At 60.6% G+C, this 20,968-nt stretch carries 21 protein-coding genes; 12 read left to right on the plus strand and 9 right to left on the minus strand.

Translation table 11 applies throughout. The annotated features are described in order from the left end of the window. Positions 1 to 24 precede the first annotated feature (24 nt). Positions 25 to 1,461, minus strand: a complete 1,437-nt coding sequence (eglC, locus tag RHSP_RS24950) for an endo-1,3-1,4-beta-glycanase EglC (RefSeq protein ID WP_004125010.1) — start codon at positions 1,459 to 1,461, stop codon at positions 25 to 27. A gap of 209 nt (positions 1,462 to 1,670) precedes the next feature. Next, entirely contained in the window at positions 1,671 to 2,666 is a 996-nt protein-coding gene (locus RHSP_RS24955) for an ABC transporter substrate-binding protein (RefSeq protein ID WP_037154324.1), read from the minus strand. A 402-nt stretch (positions 2,667 to 3,068) separates the two neighbouring features. Between RHSP_RS24955 and msuE the strand changes: the two genes are divergently transcribed. The 4 genes from msuE to RHSP_RS24975 all read left to right on the plus strand — a co-directional run bounded on the left by msuE (position 3,069) and on the right by RHSP_RS24975 (position 5,288). Next, entirely contained in the window at positions 3,069 to 3,629 is a 561-nt protein-coding gene (msuE, locus tag RHSP_RS24960) for an FMN reductase (protein WP_004125015.1), read from the plus strand. 63 nt (positions 3,630 to 3,692) lie between these two features. Beyond that, entirely contained in the window at positions 3,693 to 3,869 is a 177-nt protein-coding gene (locus RHSP_RS33980; protein ID WP_240535504.1) for a hypothetical protein, read from the plus strand. A 58-nt stretch (positions 3,870 to 3,927) separates the two neighbouring features. Continuing rightward, on the plus strand, positions 3,928 to 4,512 hold the full coding sequence (locus RHSP_RS24970) for an RBBP9/YdeN family alpha/beta hydrolase (RefSeq protein WP_037154588.1): 585 nt from the start codon (positions 3,928 to 3,930) through the stop codon (positions 4,510 to 4,512). Between the two features lie 116 nt (positions 4,513 to 4,628). Further along, the gene (locus RHSP_RS24975) at positions 4,629 to 5,288 is read left to right on the plus strand and encodes a peroxiredoxin (protein ID WP_004125021.1); all 660 of its coding nucleotides are present in this window, start codon (positions 4,629 to 4,631) and stop codon (positions 5,286 to 5,288) included. Positions 5,289 to 5,348: 60 nt separating this feature from the next. Here the strand turns inward: RHSP_RS24975 and RHSP_RS24980 are convergent, their stop codons facing one another. Beyond that, complete coding sequence (locus RHSP_RS24980; RefSeq protein WP_037154329.1) at positions 5,349 to 6,251, minus strand: LysR family transcriptional regulator; 903 nt, start codon at positions 6,249 to 6,251, stop codon at positions 5,349 to 5,351. 93 nt (positions 6,252 to 6,344) lie between these two features. On the opposite strand from RHSP_RS24980, the gene RHSP_RS24985 reads away from it, so the two are divergent. After that, complete coding sequence (locus tag RHSP_RS24985) at positions 6,345 to 7,379, plus strand: aldo/keto reductase (RefSeq protein ID WP_004125027.1); 1,035 nt, start codon at positions 6,345 to 6,347, stop codon at positions 7,377 to 7,379. A gap of 81 nt (positions 7,380 to 7,460) precedes the next feature. Here RHSP_RS24985 and RHSP_RS24990 read toward each other — a convergent pair whose 3' ends face one another. Next, on the minus strand, positions 7,461 to 8,492 hold the full coding sequence (locus RHSP_RS24990) for an aldo/keto reductase (protein ID WP_037154335.1): 1,032 nt from the start codon (positions 8,490 to 8,492) through the stop codon (positions 7,461 to 7,463). A gap of 281 nt (positions 8,493 to 8,773) precedes the next feature. Here RHSP_RS24990 and recX point away from each other — a divergent pair, with 281 nt between their 5' ends. After that, a complete protein-coding gene (gene recX / locus RHSP_RS24995) occupies positions 8,774 to 9,310 on the plus strand; it encodes a recombination regulator RecX (protein ID WP_004125032.1) in 537 nt (178 codons plus the stop codon). A 64-nt stretch (positions 9,311 to 9,374) separates the two neighbouring features. Then, positions 9,375 to 9,989 carry a DUF922 domain-containing Zn-dependent protease gene (locus RHSP_RS25000; RefSeq protein ID WP_004125033.1) on the plus strand — a complete coding sequence of 205 codons (615 nt, stop codon included), beginning with the start codon at positions 9,375 to 9,377 and terminating at the stop codon, positions 9,987 to 9,989. 52 nt (positions 9,990 to 10,041) lie between these two features. Here RHSP_RS25000 and RHSP_RS25005 read toward each other — a convergent pair whose 3' ends face one another. From RHSP_RS25005 to RHSP_RS25025, 5 genes are read right to left on the minus strand one after another with little or no spacing between them, the layout of a single operon-like run. Beyond that, on the minus strand, positions 10,042 to 10,767 hold the full coding sequence (locus RHSP_RS25005; RefSeq protein ID WP_004125034.1) for a ribonuclease activity regulator RraA: 726 nt from the start codon (positions 10,765 to 10,767) through the stop codon (positions 10,042 to 10,044). 18 nt (positions 10,768 to 10,785) lie between these two features. Next, positions 10,786 to 12,522 (minus strand): L-arabinonate dehydratase, encoded by a 1,737-nt coding sequence (gene araD, locus RHSP_RS25010; RefSeq protein ID WP_004125035.1) that lies wholly within the window; start codon positions 12,520 to 12,522, stop codon positions 10,786 to 10,788. A 55-nt stretch (positions 12,523 to 12,577) separates the two neighbouring features. Then, positions 12,578 to 13,441: an ABC transporter permease gene (locus RHSP_RS25015; RefSeq protein WP_004125036.1), complete on the minus strand. Its 864-nt coding sequence runs from the start codon at positions 13,439 to 13,441 to the stop codon at positions 12,578 to 12,580. Between the two features lie 3 nt (positions 13,442 to 13,444). Then, positions 13,445 to 14,260, minus strand: coding sequence for an ABC transporter ATP-binding protein (locus RHSP_RS25020; RefSeq protein ID WP_004125037.1), 816 nt, complete (start codon positions 14,258 to 14,260; stop codon positions 13,445 to 13,447). A gap of 52 nt (positions 14,261 to 14,312) precedes the next feature. Next, complete coding sequence (locus tag RHSP_RS25025; RefSeq protein ID WP_004125038.1) at positions 14,313 to 15,317, minus strand: ABC transporter substrate-binding protein; 1,005 nt, start codon at positions 15,315 to 15,317, stop codon at positions 14,313 to 14,315. A 129-nt stretch (positions 15,318 to 15,446) separates the two neighbouring features. Between RHSP_RS25025 and RHSP_RS25030 the strand changes: the two genes are divergently transcribed. The 5 genes from RHSP_RS25030 to nadC all read left to right on the plus strand — a co-directional run bounded on the left by RHSP_RS25030 (position 15,447) and on the right by nadC (position 20,945). Continuing rightward, positions 15,447 to 16,139 carry a GntR family transcriptional regulator gene (locus RHSP_RS25030; protein ID WP_004125039.1) on the plus strand — a complete coding sequence of 231 codons (693 nt, stop codon included), beginning with the start codon at positions 15,447 to 15,449 and terminating at the stop codon, positions 16,137 to 16,139. Positions 16,140 to 16,604: 465 nt separating this feature from the next. Next, entirely contained in the window at positions 16,605 to 17,507 is a 903-nt protein-coding gene (locus RHSP_RS25035) for an NUDIX hydrolase (protein ID WP_037154342.1), read from the plus strand. A 69-nt stretch (positions 17,508 to 17,576) separates the two neighbouring features. Further along, positions 17,577 to 18,548, plus strand: a complete 972-nt coding sequence (gene nadA, locus RHSP_RS25040) for a quinolinate synthase NadA (RefSeq protein ID WP_037154345.1) — start codon at positions 17,577 to 17,579, stop codon at positions 18,546 to 18,548. Continuing rightward, positions 18,545 to 20,086 carry an L-aspartate oxidase gene (locus RHSP_RS25045; RefSeq protein ID WP_004125042.1) on the plus strand — a complete coding sequence of 514 codons (1,542 nt, stop codon included), beginning with the start codon at positions 18,545 to 18,547 and terminating at the stop codon, positions 20,084 to 20,086. Before nadA ends, RHSP_RS25045 begins: the two co-directional genes overlap by 4 nt. A gap of 1 nt (position 20,087) precedes the next feature. Continuing rightward, positions 20,088 to 20,945, plus strand: coding sequence for a carboxylating nicotinate-nucleotide diphosphorylase (gene nadC, locus RHSP_RS25050; protein WP_004125044.1), 858 nt, complete (start codon positions 20,088 to 20,090; stop codon positions 20,943 to 20,945). The last annotated feature ends 23 nt before the right edge of the window (positions 20,946 to 20,968 follow it).

The following is a 20,968-nucleotide window of genomic DNA, read 5'->3' on the forward strand; positions in this document are numbered from 1 at the left end:
CCGCCACGCCACGCACCAAGCGCGCTAGATGTGCCAATCGGTCGTATGCGCTGTTTGGGCCGAGGCGGCGAGCTGGGCGGCATGATCGTCCAGGGAATAGGCTTTGATATAGTCGATCTTCATCTCGGATCCGTTCGGCAGCCCGTCCGTTGGCGTACCCGCGACGCCGCCGACGGCGAGGTCGACCAGCATATACATCGGGCTGTGCATATCGGCAGGCGTAGCGGCATGGGCGACCGCAACATCGTCGAAATACCAGACGATCTGATCCTTGCCCCAGAGCACGCCGTAATTGTGGAAACCATCGGTGCTTGGCACCTCGACCGGGATCGAGGTCATCGTGTGCTGACCGGTGGCATTCGAATGAACCGTCACGTTGACCGTATCGGGATTTTGCCCGCGCATTTCCACCACGTCGAGTTCCGGCGGCCAGGATCCGTCCTCTGGCAGCAGCCAGAAGGCAGGCCAGACGCCCTGGTTATGCGGCATCTCTGCCCGCATTTCGAAATAGCCGTAGGTCTGCGAGAAGGTGGAATGGGTGGTCAGAATGCCCGATGTATAGTCATGGTTTTCGACGATCGATTTTAGTGCATCCGGCGTTTGTTTTGCCGTGATCGTCAGAATGCCGTCGGAGATGGAAAACGGGTTTGCCGATGCCGTCGGCGCGTAGGATGGGTTGATGTACCATTGCAGTTCGCTGTTCAGGCTGCTGCCCTTGTCTGGCGCCCAGGAATATTTGGCATCCCAGGTACCTTGCGTACCCTCATGCAGCGAAAGCGCATTGAAGTCGTCCGAAAAGGTCTGTGTCAGCGAGGATCTGTCGAGCCCGAGCTGGAACTGGTCTGCGTGAAGATCGGAGACGGTCTTGTTCGCAAAGACCAGGCTTTCGCCGTTGCCGAGATCGAGCCGGACATTGGCTCCCTCCTGGGCGGAATGGCTGACGACCTGATCGAATGAGGTCAGGCCATATTGGTTGAGCCTGACCTTGTCGTCATCGCTGAAGTCGGTGATGAGGTCGCTGCCATTGCCCTTGCTAATGATGAACGTATCAGCCCCGCCGCCGCCGGTGAGCACGTCGTTGCCGGCGCCGCCATCGATGGTCTGGCTGCCGCTGCCGCCGGTGATGATATTGTCGCCGTCGTTGCCATAGGCATGGCGGTTGTTGCCCGTCACCGTGAGATTTTCGAAATTGGCGGGCAGCGTGTAATCCATCCAGGTATTAATGGTGTCGATGCCGGCATTGGGCGCTTCATAGGCGCGGTTGATGCTGGAATAGAGATAGTAGATATCGTCACCGGTGCCGCCCATCATCGTCACGTTGACGGAGCCATCACCCCACATGGAGTCGTTGCCTGCCGTACCGTTGAGCACCGGACCTGAGCCGGTAGCGGAAAAGAAACCAGTCGACGTGTCGCTGTAGTAAAGCGGTTGTCCAAGAGCATTCAAGACTGAATTACGCATGAGAAGCCTCTTCCATGTGCCGGATTACCTCCTCCATCGATCTAATATGTCTCCCCACTCATATGCGTCAGATAGCGTGCTTTGCTTTTCTGCCCACCCCCAGGAGCGAGTTTTTTTGTCGCAATTCCAGGTCGGCTCATGGGATCGTATGTGAGCACGGCATATGAATCGGCGACGCGATAGCACCTCGCGTCGCCAGGGTTGTTCTCCTAGAGCGAAGCCTTCACCTTCTGGGCGATTTCCGGGCTTACCCATGTCGTCCAGATGTCCTCGTGGCTCTTCAGAAAATATCTCGCAGTATCTTCATTGGTGCCCTGATTGTCCGTCTGCCAGGCAAGTACGCTGTTTACCAGGCCGTTCGTCCATTTCCGCTTCTTCAGATAGTCCATAGCAACCCCGGCCTTGTCGGCGAATTGCTTGGTGACGACGGTGAAGACCTCCGAAACGGGGTAGGAGTTGACCTTCGGATTGGCGCAATCGATCACCGATGTGCAGGCGTCCCATTCGGCCTTGTCATGCGGGACGCCGAACGACAAACGCACCATCGGGTACTTGCCGAGGATGGCGGTCGGCGACCAGTAATAACCGAGCCAGCCGGTCTTCTTCTCGAAGGCATTGGCGATCGTGCCGTCGAGGGCGGCGGCAGAGCCAGTTTCGACGATTTCAAATCCCTTTTTCTCGCCATCGAGCGCCCGGAAGAGGTTGCCGAGCGAGGCCTGGCATTGCCAGCCGGGCGGGCAATTGTAGATGACGCCCTTCTTCGGATCATTCGGCGAGGGGAAGAATTCCGGATGTTCCAATGCCTGCTGGACCGTCTTGATCTCGGGATGGGCGTCGGCCAGGAATTTGGGAATCCACCAGCCGTCCTGACCGCCTTCGGAAAGAATGCCGGCCGCAATGACAAGCCTGCCCTCAGAAACCGCCTGATCGAGCGGGGTGCGCACGGCGTTGATCCAGAGCTCGGGCGCGACGTCCGGCTGGCCCTTCTCGTTCATGGCGGTGAAGGTCGGCAGCGTATCGCCGGTGACAAGCTCGACCGAGCAGCCATAACCTTCCTGGAGGATGATCTTGTCGACATTTGCCGCGACGCCGGCCGATGCCCAATTCATTTCGGCGATCGACACCGAGCCGCAATCGGCATGGGCGGCGCCGGCGAAGGTGTAGAGTGCTGCAGCAAAGACGGCGGCAGCGATATGCTTTCTCATTTAAGACCCCAGGTCCTGATGTTGCTGTTGTGGAAGGGCCTCGCGCAGAACTTGCCGACCGTTTCCCTTCGCTCTTGCGCTGTCCCAGCTGTGCGAGGCTAAGCTGGGGCCAATCCCGATCAATCATCACGGTCGGGATGCGCGGGGATTACTGCCATATGCGTGTCCCGGTCATGTGTTGGCGGCATGAAGTTTTTTGTTTTCCCACAGGAAATGACCTCGATCGATCGGCAGCTAACGCGCCTAGACCCTGATAGGAAAGCCTGATCCACGCGGCCCGATGCAGGAAACAGATTTTCCCTTTCCGGGTAACTCAGAGATGGCTGTTCCTTTTAATCTACAAAATTTGTGGACAATATTCGCACTATCGAACACGCGTCTGACGTTCTGAAAGGGATGAAAATGAGTGCGCCTAAACTGGTCGGTATTGCCGGCAGCTTCAACCGTCCGTCCAAGACCCATGCACTGGTCCAGACCATCGCCGATCTGGCAGGCAACCGCTACGGATTTACCAGCAAGGTTTACGATCTGCACGATGTCGGTCCTTCGCTTGGCGTGGCCCAATGGCGCAGGGATCTCGACGATCAGGCGAAGAGCGTGATCGACGATATCGTCTCGTCGGATGCGCTGATCATCGGCTCCCCCACCTTCAAGGGATCCTATCCGGGGCTCTTCAAGCATCTTATCGACCTCATCGATCCGCATGAGCTGCGCGCCAAGCCGATCATCATCACCGCGACCGGCGGCGGCGACCGGCATGCATTGATGGTGGAGCACCAGCTGCGGCCGCTCTTCGGCTTCTTCATGGCCCACACGCTGCCGACCGCAGTCTATGCTTCGGATCGCGATTTCACCGGCTACAAGGTTTCCTCCGAACAGCTTTCCAATCGGATCAACGAGGTCGTCGGCGAGCTGGCCGCCTTCTTTCCGCATCCGGTGACGGTGCTGGCGGCTGCGGAATAACGAGGCAACGCCGGTTCGACCGGCAAGCATGCGGTTTTTAAGTTCAACGAGATGGAGGGTTGCATGACATCGAATATCATCAGTCGTCTGAAGGCGATCTTCGGTTTGTCTCCGTTGAATAAGCGGAAGGGCGGGCCTGCACCCACGCACGAGATGTTTGTCGCAAGCTACGACCGGGAGCCTTCGGCCCGCGACTACGAACTCTATTATTGGTGCGCCACGCCGGCGCCCTGGTATTGAACGAAGGCGCCACTTGCTTCGTCTTGCGGGTCTCGCTGAAATCGGCTGCGAGGATATCATGAGCAGAGTACTCATCGTGCCCGGATTGTTCGGATCGGGCGACGGGCATTGGCAGCGCTACTGGTTGCAGGATCAACCCGACGTTCGGCTCGTCGAGCAGGCCGATTGGGATTTTCCCAATCTCGATCGCTGGATGGAAAACCTGGAGGCGGCGCTCGAAGATGCCGGTGAAGCCTATCTTGTCGCCCACAGCCTGGGCTGCCTGCTGGCGGCCAAACTGGCGGGGCGTCCGGCTGCACGCAGGGTAAAGGGCGCGCTTCTCGTTGCGCCCTGCGATATTCCGGTGACCGAGAGGCTGCATGCCGGTCATCTCTCCTTTGGTACGATGCCGACTGAGGCGTTGCCCTTTCCCAGCATCACGGTCGGAAGCCTGAACGATATCTATATGACGCTCGATCGGCTGACCATGTTCGGGCGGCTCTGGAATTCCGATGTGCGCAATATCGGCCTTGCCGGACATATCAACATTGCGAGCGGATTTGGACGGTGGCCAAGCGGTTATGGCTTTCTCGAAGCGTTGAAGGTGCGTGCGAGGCATCGCAGGCCCCAAGGTATTTCGGCGACAGTTGCCGCCTCGGTTTGAAAGGGGGCTTTTCACACCGTGCATTCAGCGCCATTGTACTGCCGCGGCTCTTTTGACCATGTCCTCTGCCCGCTGTCCAAGGCACGCGGTGAGGCTTTTATTTGGGAGGTAATGTGATGAGTTTGCGTATCAATGACATCGCTCCGGATTTCACCGCTGAGACGACGCAGGGCGAGCTTCAGTTCCACGATTGGATTGGCAACGGCTGGGCTGTTCTGTTTTCCCATCCGAAGAACTTCACGCCCGTCTGCACGACCGAACTGGGTGCAATGGCAGGCCTGGAGCAGGAATTCGCCAAGCGTGGCGTCAAGGTCATCGGTATTTCGGTCGACCCGGTCGAAAGCCATGTCAAATGGAAGAGCGATATCAGGACGGCGACCGGTTTCGACGTCGAATATCCGCTGATCGGCGACAAGGATCTCAAGGTCGCCAAGCTCTATGACATGCTGCCGGCAGGCGCGGGCGAAAGCTCGGAAGGACGCACGCCGGCCGATAACGCCACCGTTCGCTCCGTTTTCGTCATCGGTCCGGACAAGAAGATCAAGCTGATCCTCACCTATCCGATGACCACGGGCCGCAACTTCGGCGAAATTCTCCGTGCCATCGACTCGATCCAGCTCACGGCCAAGCACCAGGTCGCAACACCGGCGAACTGGCAGCAGGGCGAAGACGTCATCATCACTGCCGCCGTTTCCAACGAGGACGCAATTGCGCGTTTCGGCTCGTTCGATACGGTGCTGCCCTATCTGCGCAAGACCCGCCAGCCGACCGCCTAACCGGGCCGAGCGGCAAAGCACTCATCAATGCGGTGCGGCCCAATGGGCCGCACCGCTCCTTCACAGGCTGACATTTTCGCGCAGGAACTCCAGAAGCGTCCGTACACGCGCCGGCAGCGGGCCGCCCTGGCCGATATAGACCGCATAGAATTCCTCGACATCGCCGGGATTGAACCCTTCCAGGACAGGCAGGAGCCGTCCGGCGTCGAGATCGGATCTGACAGTAAAGACGGGAAGGCGTGCAAGACCCGCGCCCGCTAGCGCCAGGTGGCGCATGGCCTCGCCGTCACCGACCTGCAGGCCGCGTGCCGCGGGAAGTGTCGTTGTTTGGTCGCCGAGCTTAAGCGGCCAGCCTTCCATCGCTCGGGAATAGGAAAGGCCGATGCGGCAATGCCTTTCAAGCTCCGCCGGCATGCTGGGAACGCCGTATCGCCGCAGATAGTCCGGCGATGCAACGATCATTCTGCGCGCCGCGCCAAGCTTGCGAGCTGTAAGGCTCGAACTCTTGAGCGGTCCGGTGCGAATGGCCACGTCCGCCCGCTCTCCCAGCAAATCCACGACCCGATCGGTGTGAATGAGCTCGAGCGAGACATCCGGATAGAGCGCCATGAAGGTCGGAATAAGCGGAGCGAGCGCATGATTGCCGAAGGAACCGCTGGTATTGATGCGGATATGCCCGGCAACCTGCTCGCCTGCCGAGGCGTGGCGTTCAGCCTCGGCCATATCGGCGAGGATTGCGACGCTACGCTCGTAGAAGCCGCAGCCTTCCGGCGTCAATTGTAGGCGTCTGGTCGAACGGTTGATAAGGCGTGCGCCGAGGCGCTTCTCCAGCCTCGTAACGAGCTTGCTGACGGCCGAGGGCGTCATGCGGCAGGCCCTTGCGGCCGCGGTAAAGCCGCCGAGCTCCACGGCGCGGACGAAGACCTCCATTTCCCCGGATCGATTGATATCCTGTCGGCTCATGATGAATTCAAGTCATAAATCAATTTCTTTCCGGCAATCTATATCAGCCAAGCCGCGGCGTCTATCTACTCAGGACAGCAAAGGAGATCGACGATGGACTACAGAAATCTTGGTGCCTCCGGTTTGAAAGTACCCGTGCTCAGCTTCGGAGCCGGTACGTTCGGCGGCAGCGGCCCGCTATTCAGCGCCTGGGGAACGACGGATGCGACGGAGGCCCGCCGCCTCATCGACATCTGTTTCGAGGCCGGCCTCAATCTTTTCGACACTGCCGATGTCTATTCGGCCGGCGCCTCCGAAGAGGTGCTCGGCCAAGCGATCCGCGGCAGGCGAGACGCCGTGCTGATTTCGACCAAAACCGCGTTGCCGATGGGAGATGGACCTGCCGACTGGGGTGCTTCGCGCTCGCGGCTGATCAAGTCGGTCGATGCAGCTTTGCATCGTCTCGGCACCGATTACATCGACCTGCTGCAGCTTCATGCCTTCGATGCCTCGACACCCATCGAAGAGACGCTGTCCACCCTCGACGGCTTGGTGAAGGCAGGCAAGGTCCGCTATGTCGGCGCCTCGAATTTCGCCGGCTGGGAGCTGATGAAATCGCTCGCCGTTTCAGAACGGCATTCCTACGCCCGCCCCGTCGCGCATCAGGTCTATTATTCGCTCGCGGGCCGCGATTACGAATGGGAGCTGATGCCGCTCGGCGCGGATCAGAATGTCGGCGCGCTGGTATGGAGTCCTCTGGCCTGGGGCAGGTTGACGGGCAAGATCCGCCGCGGTCATCCGCTGCCGGAAACCAGCCGCCTGCACGAGACGGCATCCTTCGGGCCGCCGGTCGATGACGAGAAACTGTTCGATATTGTCGACGTACTCGACGAGATTGCCGCCGAAACCGGTAAAGGCGTGCCGCAAATCGCGATCAACTGGCTGCTGAGCCGACCGACGGTGGCAAGCGTCATCATCGGCGCGCGCAACGAAGCGCAGTTGCGGCAGAATCTTGGTGCGGTCGGCTGGATGCTCTCCAAGGAACAGATCGAGAAACTGGATAAGGTTAGCGCCGTCGCTGCACCCTATCCCTATTTTCCGTATCGGCGGCAGGAGGGATTTGCCAGGCTCAATCCGCCGCTGGTCTGACCGCAGAGCTTGCAGCTCTCCAATACCGGCGCGATAGGAAGTTGGCGGCAGAGGCGGTGTCGCTCCGCCGCCAAATCCGTCTTACCGGCCGCCCCCGATCTTGCGATGGCGCTGGTTTCTGCCGCTCTCGCCGTAGGGATAGGCGGCGGGTTGCGGTGCGCTGATTTCATTCAGCTGACCCATCTCCGCTTCGGACAGCTTCAGTTCGGCGGCGCCGAGATTGTCGGCAAGCTGCTCCGGCGTACGCGCCCCAAGGATGACCGACGTGACGGCTGGCCGCGCGGCCGTCCAGGCGAGGGCGACTTGTGCCATGGTGACGCCGCGTGCCTTGGCGATTTCTTCCACGGCCGCAATGATTGCCCAGGTCCGTTCCTGCGCATTGCGCGGCGCAAAGGATTCGCTGCCGCGATTGGGGTTTTCGCCAAGCCTTGTGGCGACGGCCGGCATCTCGTCGCGCTTGTATTTGCCGGTCAGCCAGCCGCCGCCGAGCGGCGACCAGGGGAGCAGGCCCATGCCTGCGTCCAGGCAGGCATCGACGATCTCGAGCTCGATGTCGCGGACGAGCAGATTATATTGCGGCTGCAGCGTGACAGGCCGCGTGTAGCCGCGCGCCTTGGCGATCTCGACGGCCTTGGCGATATGCCAGCCGACATAGTTGGAAAAGCCGTAATAGCCGATCTTGCCGGCGCTGACCGCGTCGTCGAGAAAGCGCAGCGTTTCCTCGATCGGCGTCAGCGCATCCCAGGCATGCATCTGATAGAGATCAATGTGCTCGATGCCCAGGCGACGCAGGGAATCGTCCAGCGCCTGGCCGAGATGGCGCCGCGACAGGCCATGGTCGTTCGGGCCATTGCCCATCGGGAAGCGGCCCTTCGTGGCGATGACGGCCTGGCGCGCCTCGGTCGGACGCGCCTTCAGCCAGCGGCCGATGATCTCCTCCGACTTGCCGGCGCTGTAGACGTCGGCGGTGTCGATGAAGTTGCCGCCCCATGCGAAATAATCGTCGAGAAGCCCATGCGACGCGGCCTCGTCCGCTTCCGCGCCGAAAGTCATGGTGCCAAGGCAATAGGCCGTGACGACGGCCCCGCTTGGGCCGAGCTTGCGATAATCCATTCCTGCCTCCTCTGAACGGAGCGCTGCTGGCCGATCGGCAAAGCTCTCAGGCGAGCCGCAGGCTCCGTGATCCATAGCAATGTGGTGCTTGAGACGGCCTCCACCGTCGAAGGGAGTTCGACGCTCGGCGTATTATTGCCGCGGCCGCACTATCACCATAGCCAATCATCCCATGATTACCAAGCGAATTTGGACCGAAAACCGCATTCGTTGCCTGGGGCGCTTGGCCCGCGCTAAAATCCCCGTTGCTATGATTCTCCTTTTGCCGAATGCCCTCCCTCATGGATGAAACGCCGACAAGCCGCATGCTCTCTTGGGCGCGCAATTCCACGATCTATCGTCTCGAGCGCCGGATGATGACCGAGAAGCAGCTGTTCGACGCGATCGCCAAGAAAGCGAAGCAGAAGTTCGAAGACATCAGCGAGGCGCAGATCAAGGCGCTTGCCGATTTCGCGGTCAAATTCGCCTATGAGCTGAAGGTGCTCGACGATGTCGCCTTCGCCGAAATCAGCACGCGTTCGGCGGTTCGTTCCGGCAAATCGAAGAAGGCCATTGCCTTCAAGCTCGCATCCAAGGGCATTGACGGCGAAACCGTCGTTGCCGCGGTCGAGGAGGTCGACGACCTCCACTCCGCCGTCATCTTTGCCCGGAAACGCGGTTTCGGGCCTTTCCGGCGCGGCGATCTTGATGAGAAGCGCAAGGCAAAGGAACTGTCTGCTTTCGCCCGCAATGGTTTCAGCTTCGCCGTCGGCAGGAGGGTCTTCGAGATGGAGCGGGAGGATGCCGAGGAGGTGCTTAATACGAACTCGGCATTTTGAAGCCAGGTGCTCGTTGAAATAACCGGGGTCACCGGCTAGCTTCGCCGCGCGTGACGCGGTGGATATGGGGACGTTCGTGACAGCAGATATTCGATTGCTCGCAATGGCGATGTGCATTGCTTCCTTGCCGATGGCGGCCCATGCCGATTGGCAGGCGGTCGAGACGACGAAGACCTACGCGATTACCGGCACATCAGGGCGCGAGCTCTACGATTCGATCGGCGAACGCGGCCCGTTGCTCGGACCGAAGGTCAGGGCGATTGCTCATACGGATTTCAAGCTGACCTGGACGCGGAAATATGAGCCGCAGCCGGATGGCGCTTGCAAGATCACCGTCAACATACCGAAGCTGATCATCACCTACACATTGCCGAAACCTTCGGCGCAATTGTCGGCGTCGACCCACAAGAGCTGGCAGAAGTTCATCGCCGGGGTCGAAGTGCATGAGCGGGTGCATGGTGGTTACATCAAGGACATGGTCAAGGAAATCGAGGCCATGAGCGTCGGCTTCTCCGTGCCCAATGATCCGAAGTGCAGCACGATTCGTGTGGAATTGACGAAGCGGCTCGGCGAGATTTCCAACAAAGAGCGGCAGAAGAACAGCGACTTCGACAAGGTCGAATTCAGCGATGGCGGCAATCTCCAGCAGCTCGTTCTGAAGCTGGTCAAGGAAGAATAGTCTTGAGAATCGCAGCCGGCCGTACCCGCCGGCTGCGTGACTTGATCGGCCCCTATCGGCCCTTCTTCTTCCGCCATTCTGCGAATTTGAGTTTCGGCGCGTCACTGGTCGCGGGGTAGAGGCCGATGATGGTTGCACCATTCATGACCTCTTCGGTGACGAAGTCCTCATAGGCCGTCATCTCCACCGTCTCAGCAGCGATTTCGTCGGCAAGATGCGCCGGAATGACGATAACGCCCTCATTGTCGCCGACGAGAACGTCGCCGGGGAAGACAGCCACATCGCCGCAGCCGATCGGGCCGTTGATTTCGATGGCTTGATGCAGCGTCAGGTTTGTCGGGGCGGATGGGCGGTGATGATAGGAGGGGATATCGAGAGCCGCGATTTCCGGGCTGTCGCGGAAACCGCCATCGGTAACGACGCCGGCAACACCACGCACCTGCAGCCGCGAGATAAGGATAGAACCCGCCGAGGCGGCGCGCGCATCCTTGCGACTATCCATAACCAGCACGAAGCCAGGCGGGCACTGCTCGACGGCAGCGCGTTGAGGATGCTCGGGGTTGCGGAAGACTTCGAGCGTGTTCAGGTCCTCGCGTGCGGGAATGTAGCGAAGCGTAAAGGCTTGGCCGACCATGTTCGCCTTCTTTGGCGAGAGTGGCCGCACATCCTGGATGAACTGATTGCGCAAACCCCGCCGGAAAAGCGCGGTGGCGATCGTCGGTGTGGCGACGCCCATCAGCTTGTCGCGCGTCTCGCTGCTCAGCACATAATTGCTCATGCGATATATCCTTTGAGATCAATAGATGTCGGGTTCGCCCGGCGTCGGGCCGAAGCTGGTTTCCAGGAAGTCGAAATCGCAGCCGGTATCGGCCTGCGCCACATGGCGTGAAAACATCCAGCCATAGCCGCGGCCGAATTTTTCCGCAGGCTTGACCCAGGCCTCGCGCCGGCGCTGCAGCTCGTCCTCGTCTACCAGCATGTCGATGCGACGCGCCTCGAGATCGAGCCGGATGATATCGCCATTGCGCAGCAGCGCCAGCGGACCACCGACATGGGATTCCGGCGAGACGTGCAGGATGCAGGCGCCGTAGCTCGTGCCGCTCATGCGCGCGTCGGAAAGGCGGAGCATATCCCTGTGGCCCTTCTTCAGGAGCGCCTTCGGGATCGGCAGCATGCCCCATTCGGGCATGCCGGGGCCGCCTTGCGGGCCGGCGCCGCGCAGCACCATGACGTGATCCGGCGTGATATCGAGATCTTCGTTGTCGACCGCCGCCTTCATCTCCGGATAGCTGTCGAAGACGAGGGCCGGTCCCTGATGTTTGTGGAAGCGTGGGTCGCAGGCAGCGGGCTTGATGACGGCACCGGTCGGCGCAAGGTTGCCCTTCAGCACCGCAAGCGACCCCTCGTGATAGACGGGATTGTCGAGCGAGCGGATCACGTCGTCATTGTAGCATTTGGCACCCTCCAGCGTTTCGCCAAGGGTGACACCGGATACGGTGAGCGTGGTGAGGTCTAGTTTGGAGGAGAGTTTTGCCATCAGCGCCCTAAGACCGCCGGCATAGTAGAAATCCTCCATCAGGTAGGCCTTGCCGGTCGGCCTGATATTGGCGAGCACTGGCGTCGTGCGCCCGGCCGCGTCGAGATCGTCGAGCGTGAGATCGACGCCGGCGCGTCGTGCCATCGCGATCAGGTGCACGACGGCATTGGTGGAACAGCCGGTCGCCATTGCTACCGTGACGGCATTGTTGACGGCGGCTTGCGTGACGATCTTGGAGGGAACCAGATCCTCCCAGACCATCTCGACGATGCGGCGGCCAACGGCCGAGGACATGCGGATATGGTTGGAATCCGCCGCCGGAATGGAACTTGCGCCCGGCAAAATGAGGCCGAGCGCCTCGGCGATCGCCGTCATGGTGCTGGCCGTGCCCATGGTCATGCAGTGGCCATAGGAACGAGCGATGCCGGCCTCGACATCGACCCATTCCTTCTCCGAGATAGTGCCGGCGCGGCGCTCGTCCCAGAATTTCCAGGCATCGGAGCCCGAGCCCAGGTACTCGCCGCGATAGTTGCCGCGCAGCATCGGGCCGGCGGGCAGGTAGATAATCGGCAGGCCCATGGAAAGCGCACCCATGACGAGGCCAGGAGTGGTCTTGTCGCAGCCGCCCATCAGCACCGCGCCGTCGACCGGATGCGAGCGCAAAAGTTCCTCCGCTTCCATCGCCAGCATGTTGCGATAGAGCATGGTCGTCGGCTTTACGTAGCTTTCCGAGAGTGACAGCGCAGGCAGCTCCAGCGGAAAGCCGCCGGCTTGCAGGATGCCGCGTTTCACGTCCTCGACCCGGTGTTTGAAGTGGGCGTGACAAGGATTGGCGTCGGACCAGGTGTTGAGGATGGCGATGACCGGCTTGTCGGTCCACTCTTCCGGACCGTAGCCCATCTGCATGGTGCGCGAGCGATGTCCGGAGCTTCTGAGGTCGTCCGGGGCGAACCATCTGGCGCTGCGCAGCTCCGAGGGCTTCTTCCTGCTGTTCATTATATTTGCGCCTTGTATCCGAATGTTGATCGAAGAGATAAGTCCGTGTGCCTTTTCACTCTTTCATACCCCATTTTTGCAGGGTCCGGCGCTCGATCGTCTGGAAAACCAGGTTTTCGACAATAAGCCCGATGACGATCACAGTCAGCAGGCCGGCAAAGACCGAGGGGATGTCAAGAAGATTGCGGTTCTCGAATATGAACCAGCCGAGGCCGCCCTGACCGGAGGAGACGCCGAAGACAAGCTCGGCGGCGATCAGCGTGCGCCAGGAGAAGGCCCAGCCGATTTTCAGGCCGGTGAGGATCGATGGAAAGGCCGCTGGGATCAGAATGCGGAAAACGTAGGATAGTCCGGTCAGTCCATAGTTAGCGCCTACCATGCGCAAGGTGCGGGAGACGCCGAGGAAGCCCGCGTGCGTATTGAGGGCGACCGCCCAGAGCACGGAATGGATAAGCACGAAGATGAGGCTTGCCGGGCCGAGGCCGAACCAGATGAGGGCGAGCGGCAAGAGCGAGATCGCCGGCAGCGGATTGAACATCGCCGTCATGGTTTCGAGGAAATCGGTACCGATGCGCGTATTGATGGCAACGACCGTCAGCGCGGCGGCCAGCACCGTTCCCGACACATAGCCTGTCACCAATATCTTCAACGTAGTCCAGATGCGAGCCGGCAGCACACCGTCGGCGAAATGGTCGTAAAGAGCTGTCAGCGTGTCGCTCAGTGTCGGGAACAGCAGCGGATTGTCGAGATGCCGGGCATAGGCCTCCCAGATGATGGCAAGGACGACAATCAGCAATGACTTGCGAAACAGGCCGGACTGCCAGAGGAGCTCCATCGTGCCGAGCTTCTGCTCGACGGCTGCGATATGGCCAGCGGTTTCCGCCGTCTGGGGAGCAAAGATAATCTGCGGCGTGCTCATGGTCTACTCCCTATGTCCCTGCTCGGCAAACAGCATGTGATGGATCTCCTGCTCCAGCTTGGCGGCGGCCGCAGGGTCGTCACGGACGGCTTCCACATTGCGCACTTCGGCCTTGACGCGGCCGGGATGTGGCGACAGCAACAGGATGCGGTTGGAGATCTTGATCGCCTCGGCGATCGAGTGCGTCACGAAGATGACGGTAAAGTGGGTATCCTCCCAGAGCTGTAGGAGCTCATCCTGCATCTGGCGGCGGGTAAGGGCATCAAGGGCCGCGAAGGGCTCGTCCATCAAGAGGATATCGGGCTGCATCGCCATGCCACGGGCAATAGCAACGCGCTGCTTCATGCCGCCGGAAAGCATATGCGGATAGGTGTCCACAGCGCGTGTCAGTTTCACCTTCTCGATATAGTCGCGGGCAATGGCCTCCGCCTCCTTGCGCGGCAAGCGGCGGGCCGTCGTCAGCGGAAACATGACGTTTTCGAGTACGGTCTTCCAGGGAAGCAGCTGGTCAAATTCCTGAAAGACCATCATGCGGTCGGCGCCGGGCTTCCTGACCTGTTGCCCCTTGATCTCGATCCGGCCGGCGGTCGGTGTCATATAGCCGCCGATGGCCTTCAGCAGGGTCGATTTTCCGCAGCCGGAAGGGCCGAGGAGGACGAAGCGGTCCGATTGGGCAACCGAGAAGCTCACGTTTTCCGTAGCAGTGATGAGCAGGTTCGGCGTCTTATAGCGAAGCGTCACCTTGTCGACATTCAGAAGCGGTGTTGCGGTCATTGTTTCCGTCATCGGCATGTCGGCGCGAGTTTTTGCCTGAAGCATGAGCCTTCTCCGAGGGGTGGCTTGAAGGCGGCATTCGCGCCGCCCGCAGGCATCAGTTGCCATTGAGGTCGGCTGCTTCCGGCAGGTAATAGTCGGTCCAAGCCTTCGGCATCGTTTTCAGCGTGCCGATCTTGTAGAGATGCGCCGCAAACTTCATGGTTCCCTGCGGGTCCGTGCGGAACTCCATCATGTGCGGCTCGTTGAGGATCGCCAAAAGATCGTCGACGCTTGTCTTGTCGCCGCTGACGGTCTTGTAGGCTTCCGCCGCCGACTTCGGGTCCTTCTTGATGAGATCGATAGCCTCGGCCGTTGCCTCGCGCACCGCCCTGATGATAGTCGGGTTGGCGCTTGCGAATTGGGTCGTGGTGAAAAAGGTGCCTTGGGTCAGCTCGCCGCCGATAATGTCACGGGAATCGATGACCTTGTGAACGCCTTGCTGTTTCAGTTCCAGATACTGAAAGGGCGGGGCGGAGAAGTGGTTCTTGACCTCATGGGTCTGGTTGGCAAGCGCGGCCATCGCGTCGGGGTGACCAAGCTGCACCGTATTGGCATCGAACTTGTGCACCTGGTCGTCGCCATACATTTGCGCGGCGGCCATCTGCAAGAGGATCGCCTGCGTCGAAACGCCGACGGTCGGCACGGCGATCTTATCGCCGGCCTGGATATCCTTTAACGACTGGATGCGCGGATCGCGCGACACCATGATGACCGGCTGGGCCGAATTTGTGACGATGCCCTTCACCTTGCCCCTGGTGCGGTCCCAAAGTAGCAGGAGATTGCCGGTGCCGGTGTTGACGATGTCGACATTGCCGGACAGCAGGGCATCGGTCTGGGCGCCGCCGCCGCTAAAGGTACGCCATTCCACCTTGACGTCCTGAAGACCATCGGCTGCCGCATGTTTCTCGATCAGCTTCTGCGTCTCCATGACGTGGCTCGCGAGATAAAGAATGCCCGGCTGACGCGTGATCGAAATCTCGGTCTTCTCAGCCGCGCTGGCGGAAAACGCGCCGGCGAGCGTGATGCCGACCGCGGTCAGACAGCGAAGAAATCCTCTCATTTACTCCTCCCGATTGATCCAACCCTGAGAAATGAAGTTGGCATAGGTCAACTAAAGCACTAATGTATCAGTGCATCAAGACCTCATTTGTGTTTAATGAGCGAGTGCTCTCGATCAGAAAGGACGCCAGTGAAGCTCAACCCGAAAGAATTTACCCTCGATCGCTCCCGCCAAGTTGGACCTCAGATTCTGGAAATCCTGCGATCACGCATTCTTTCGATGAGTTTGCCGCCGACGACGGTCTTGTCGCGCATCTCGCTGCAAAGCGAATTCAATGTCAGCCAGACCCCCGTGCGTGACGCCTTGATCCGGTTGGAGGAAGAGGGGCTGGTGGAGGTCTATCCGCAATATGCGACCGTCGTCTCGCGGATCGATGTCCGCAACGCGATCGAGGCGCACTTTCTACGGTTGTCGATCGAGCTTGAGGCTGTCCGCCGGCTAACGCTGGAATCGCCCGATGAGACGGCAGCAGCTCTGGAAACAGTTCTGGCCCGTCAGAAACATGTGGTGTCGCCAGAAACCTACGATCTCTTCGACATGCTCGACAAGGATTTTCATCGGGTGCTTTACGAGCGGGCGGACATTTTGGGTCTGTGGTCGACGGTGCGGCGCCAGGGCGTGCACATCGATCGGCTGCGCATGCTCAATCTGCCGATGCCGGGCAAGCTGGAGCAGATCATCGTCGACCATCAGGCCGTCGTCGATGCGGTTCGCTCCGCCGATGCCGAGGCGGCCGTTGCAGCTTTGCGTAGACATCTGTCCGGGACCTTGTCGATCATCGATCTGATTTGCGAGCAATACCCCGATTATGTGGTCCGCTAAGCTTGGTCCGCTCATCCCCATTGATCATCCGCAGTCTTGAAGTCACTGGCAAGCTGTCGGAGCGCATTATGACAGGTGTGGCCTCAGGGTGTATTCTTCTATTTCCCTACTCAGGGAGGTGATATTGCAAGCGCCCAATACTCTTGTCATCGATCTCCTGGTTTTCTTGAAGGCCGGCCCGCGGCCTTACCATGAAGTGATGGACGCCTGACGAACGAGTTGTCCTCGCCTGCCCGTTTGGGAGGATGCGGTGGATCTTGGTCTCGTGGAGCGGGAACATGGGTTTGTCGTGCTGACCGAGGCAGGAAAGGACCTGCTGGCATCGTGGCAGTAAAGATCGCTATTCCCGACGATCGATTTGATACACTTCATCTTACCGGGAGATGTGGAGCGCGCCTGCGCCCGCATTGGCTTGCGCGCCGCTTCGTGCGAGAAAGCTGTGATGAACAAGGTGAGGGAGTTCGCTTGACCATCGGGCTTGCGCATGCCGAATTGATCGCGGTTCTGACAGCCGTCACGGGCAGCGACCCCAAGGTGATGACGTTGCGGTCGGGCGATGCTTTGCCATCGGGACCGTTCGAACTTGGGCATCGAACACTGCAAAGCGGATTGCGCGAATGGGTTCAGGAGCAGACCGCCCACCCCGTCGGCTATCTGGAGCAGCTCTATACGTTTGCGGATCGCGATCGCAACAACGAAATTCTCGGCGGGCGCACGATTTCCATCAGCTATCTGGGGCTGGTGCGCGAGCAGGCGGCGCCCGGTGGCGGGATGCCGGGCTGGCACGGATGGTACGAATATCTTCCCTGGGAGGATCATCGAAGCGGCCGGCCGCCGATCCTTGACGACGTTGCCGCCCGTCTCGTGCCGTGGATCGATGAGGATGCGATGCGCCGCGATCAGCGTCGCCGGCGCGCCGATTTCACCTTTGCGTTGAATGGCGCCATATGGAACGAAGATCTCGTCCTGCAGCGCTATGAACTGCTCTACGAGGCGCGTCTCGTCGCCGAGGCGGGCTGCGATATCAAGCACAATTTCGGCAGATCGATGTTTGCCGATCACCGCCGCATCCTTGCAACCGGCATGGCGCGACTAAGAGCCAAGATCAAATATCGCCCCGTCGTCTTCGAACTCATGCCTGAGAATTTCACGCTTCTGCAATTGCAAAAAAACGTGGAGGCCTTGGCGGGGCTCACTTTGCATAAGCAGAATTTCCGCCGGCTGATCGAACAGCAGGAGCTGGTCGAGGAGACCGGCGGCACCGAGAGCGAGACCGGTGGCCGGCCCGCCAAACTCTTCCGCTTCCGCCGCGCGGTTCTCGAAGAACGCGAATTCGCCGGAACGAAATTGCCACTCTCCCGCAATTGACATGTACTCACATTGAGAATATCTATTTGCGCACAATATGCTCAAAGTGAGTATAATAAGGAGACGGCCATGAACAAACCCACATCCGCATCCTCCCTGTATGACCGTGTCAGCCGCGTTATCCCGAAAGCCGAATGGCTGACGTTCCAGGATGACGTCGAAGCGATCCTCGAATTGAAGCGACGACACAACGCCGTCATCCTGGCGCATAATTACCAGACGCCGGAAATCTTTCATGGCGTTGCCGATATCGTCGGCGACAGTCTCGCGCTTGCCCGCAAGGCTACGGAAGTGAAGGCCGACATCATCGTCCTTGCCGGCGTGCATTTCATGGCAGAGACCGCCAAGCTGCTGAATCCGGAAAAGACGGTCCTGATCCCGGATTTGGAGGCCGGCTGCTCGCTGGCAGAATCGATCACGCCCGAAGATATCGCCTTGCTGCGCCAGGCCCATCCCGGTGTTCCGGTCGTCACTTATGTCAACACATCGGCAGCGGTGAAGGCGGCATCCGATATTTGCTGTACCTCCGGCAACGCCCGTCAGGTAGTGGAATCGCTCGGCGTGCCGAAGGTGCTGATGCTCCCGGACGAATATCTTGCGCGCAACGTGGCGCGTGAAACCAATGTCGAACTCATCGCGTGGCATGGACACTGCGAAGTTCACGAGCTTTTCACCGCCGATGATATCCGCCAGCTTCGCGAGAATTATCCCGGCGTGACCGTCCTTGCCCATCCGGAATGCCCGCCCGACGTCGTCGAGGCGGCAGACTTCGCAGGCTCGACGGCGGTGATGTCCGTTTATGTCGGCAGGAAGCGCCCGTCCCGTGTCGTGCTTCTGACCGAATGTTCGATGAGCGACAACGTCGCCGTCCATCATCCGGATGTGGAATTCGTCCGGCCCTGTAATCTCTGCCCGCACATGAAGCGCATCACCCTCGGCAACATCCGCAAGGCATTGGAAGAGGGGCGGCACGAAGTGACGGTCGATCCGGCGATCGCGGCCGACGCCCGTCGCGCGGTGGAAAGGATGCTGGCGATATGAGCGAGGTTCTCGAAGAACTGAACGGTCGAGTCGTCATCGTCGGCAGCGGTCTTGCCGGGTTGATGACGGCTCTGACCCTAGCGCCGGAACCGTCCGTGATCGTGACGCGCGCGACGCTTGGCGGCGAGACGTCGAGTGCCTGGGCGCAGGGCGGCATCGCCGCCAGTGTGGGTAAGGGCGACAGTGCCTCCTTGCATCTTGCCGATACGCTTGCCGCCGGCGACGGGCTCTGCGATGCGAAAGTGGCGGCGAGAATCCTTGCGGAAGCGCCCGCTGCCATCGCCGCACTGGAGCAGGCTGGCGTTGAGTTCGATCGCGATAGCGAGGGGGAACTGTCTCTGGGGCTTGAAGCGGCTCACTCGCTGCGCCGCATAGTGCACGCCAAGGGTGATGGCTCCGGAGCGACCATCGTCCGCGCGCTCGTGGAAGCGGCTGTCCGCACGCCATCGATCACGATCCTTGAGGGCTATGAAGCAAGACGCCTGTTGCTCGACGGCGATCGCATCGCCGGCTTGTTGTGCGCAACCGAGAAGGGGATGGTCATTCTCCCGTCTTCCCGCGTCGTGCTCGCGACGGGCGGCATAGGCGGTCTCTACGATGCGACGACCAATCCAGCCGGCAATTTCGGGCAGGGCATCGCGCTTGCCGCCCGGGCAGGCGCACTTCTGGCCGACATGGAGTTCGTGCAGTTTCATCCGACCGCACTCGACAGTCGACGATGGCCGTTGGCGCTTGTCAGCGAGGCTGTTCGTGGCGAAGGCGCCATGCTTTTGAACGAAAAGAGCGAACGTTTCATGGCTGCGGTCGAGGGGGCTGAGCTTGCTCCTCGCGATGTCGTCGCGCGCGCCATCAGCGCTGAAATTGCTCGCGGCGGCCGCGTTTTCCTCGATGCCCGTCAGGTGCTCGGCGATCGCTTCACGGCGCGTTTTCCGGTTATCGACGCGCTTTGCCGGGAGGCCGGCGTCGATCCGTCGCGCAATCTCATTCCGGTGCGCCCGGCTGTCCATTATCACATGGGCGGCGTGGCCACGGACGAACAGGGCCGCAGTTCCGTATCTGGCCTGTGGGTGGTTGGCGAGGCGGCGTCGACCGGCCTGCATGGGGCCAACCGGCTTGCCAGCAACTCCCTGCTCGAGGCTGCCGTCATGGGCATGCGTGCCGGACTAGATATCGCCGGCCTCGACGCGGGCCGGACGGCGCTGCCGCAGGAGCGGATAAATGTTGCGACGCCCGATCCTTCACTTGTTCGGTCGATCGTCTCCAGCCATCTCGGAGTATTGCGCAATGCCGGAGCCATTCATGGCGCGATCGCCGCATTGCTGCCGCTGGTTGATGGCGATGGCCCCGCCTCCGATCCGGCTCTCGTCGCGCTGCTGCTCTCGGTTTTTGCCAGCTTACGGACGGAATCGCGCGGGGCACATGCCCGCACGGATTTTCCTCTGAAGTTGCCGGATGCACAGCGCCGCAGCATGCGCCTGTCGGATGCGCTTGATATCGCATCCTCCATTACCTCCAATTCCCTTGCAAGGAGCGCCTGACATGACCCTCGTTCCCCTTCCGCGCCTCATCATCGAGCCGCTGGTGCGCAACGCGCTGGTGGAGGATCTCGGCCTTGCCGGGGATGTTACGACGGCGGCGGTCGTTCCGGCGACGCATCGGTCCCGCGTGGCGATGGTGACCCGCCAGCCGGGCGTGGTCGCCGGTCTCGATGCGTCGGAACTCGCCTTCCAGCTGGTCGATCCCGGTATCGCAATGACCCGTCATCTACCAGATGGTACGAAGGTCAAGGCAGGCGACGTGATCGCAACGATCGAAGGGCCGTCGCGCGGTTTGTTGACGGCTGAGCGCACCGCCCTGAACTTCCTCGGCCACCTCTCGGGCATCGCGTCCGTGACCGGCGGTATCGTCGAGGCGATCGCGGGCACGAAGGCATCGATCGTCTGCACGCGCAAGACGACGCCGGGTCTGAGAGCACTGGAAAAATATGCCGTGCGCGCCGGCGGCGGCATAAACCATCGCTTCGCGCTCTATGATGCGGTTCTGATCAAGGATAATCATGTCGCCATTGCCGGCGGCGTTGCTGAAGCGATCCACCGCGCCAAGGCGGGCGTCGGCCATATGGTCAAGATCGAAGTCGAGGTGGACACGCTGGAGCAGCTGCGCGAAGCGATGCGCGAGGGCGTCGATGCCGTGTTGCTCGACAACATGACTTCCGCTCAACTGCGCGAGGCGGTCGATATCGTCGCCGGGCGGGCGATCACCGAAGCGTCTGGCCGCATCACGCCGGAGACTGCCGTCGCGATCGCGGCAGCCGGCGTTGATCTCATATCCGCCGGCTGGCTGACACATAGCGCGCCGACGCTCGATATCGGGCTGGATTGGAAGTCGACGGCTTGAAGCCGCCGAATTTGAACTCAGAG

Origin of the sequence: Rhizobium freirei PRF 81 (genome assembly GCF_000359745.1) — a bacterium.
Lineage (GTDB): Bacteria > Pseudomonadota > Alphaproteobacteria > Rhizobiales > Rhizobiaceae > Rhizobium > Rhizobium freirei.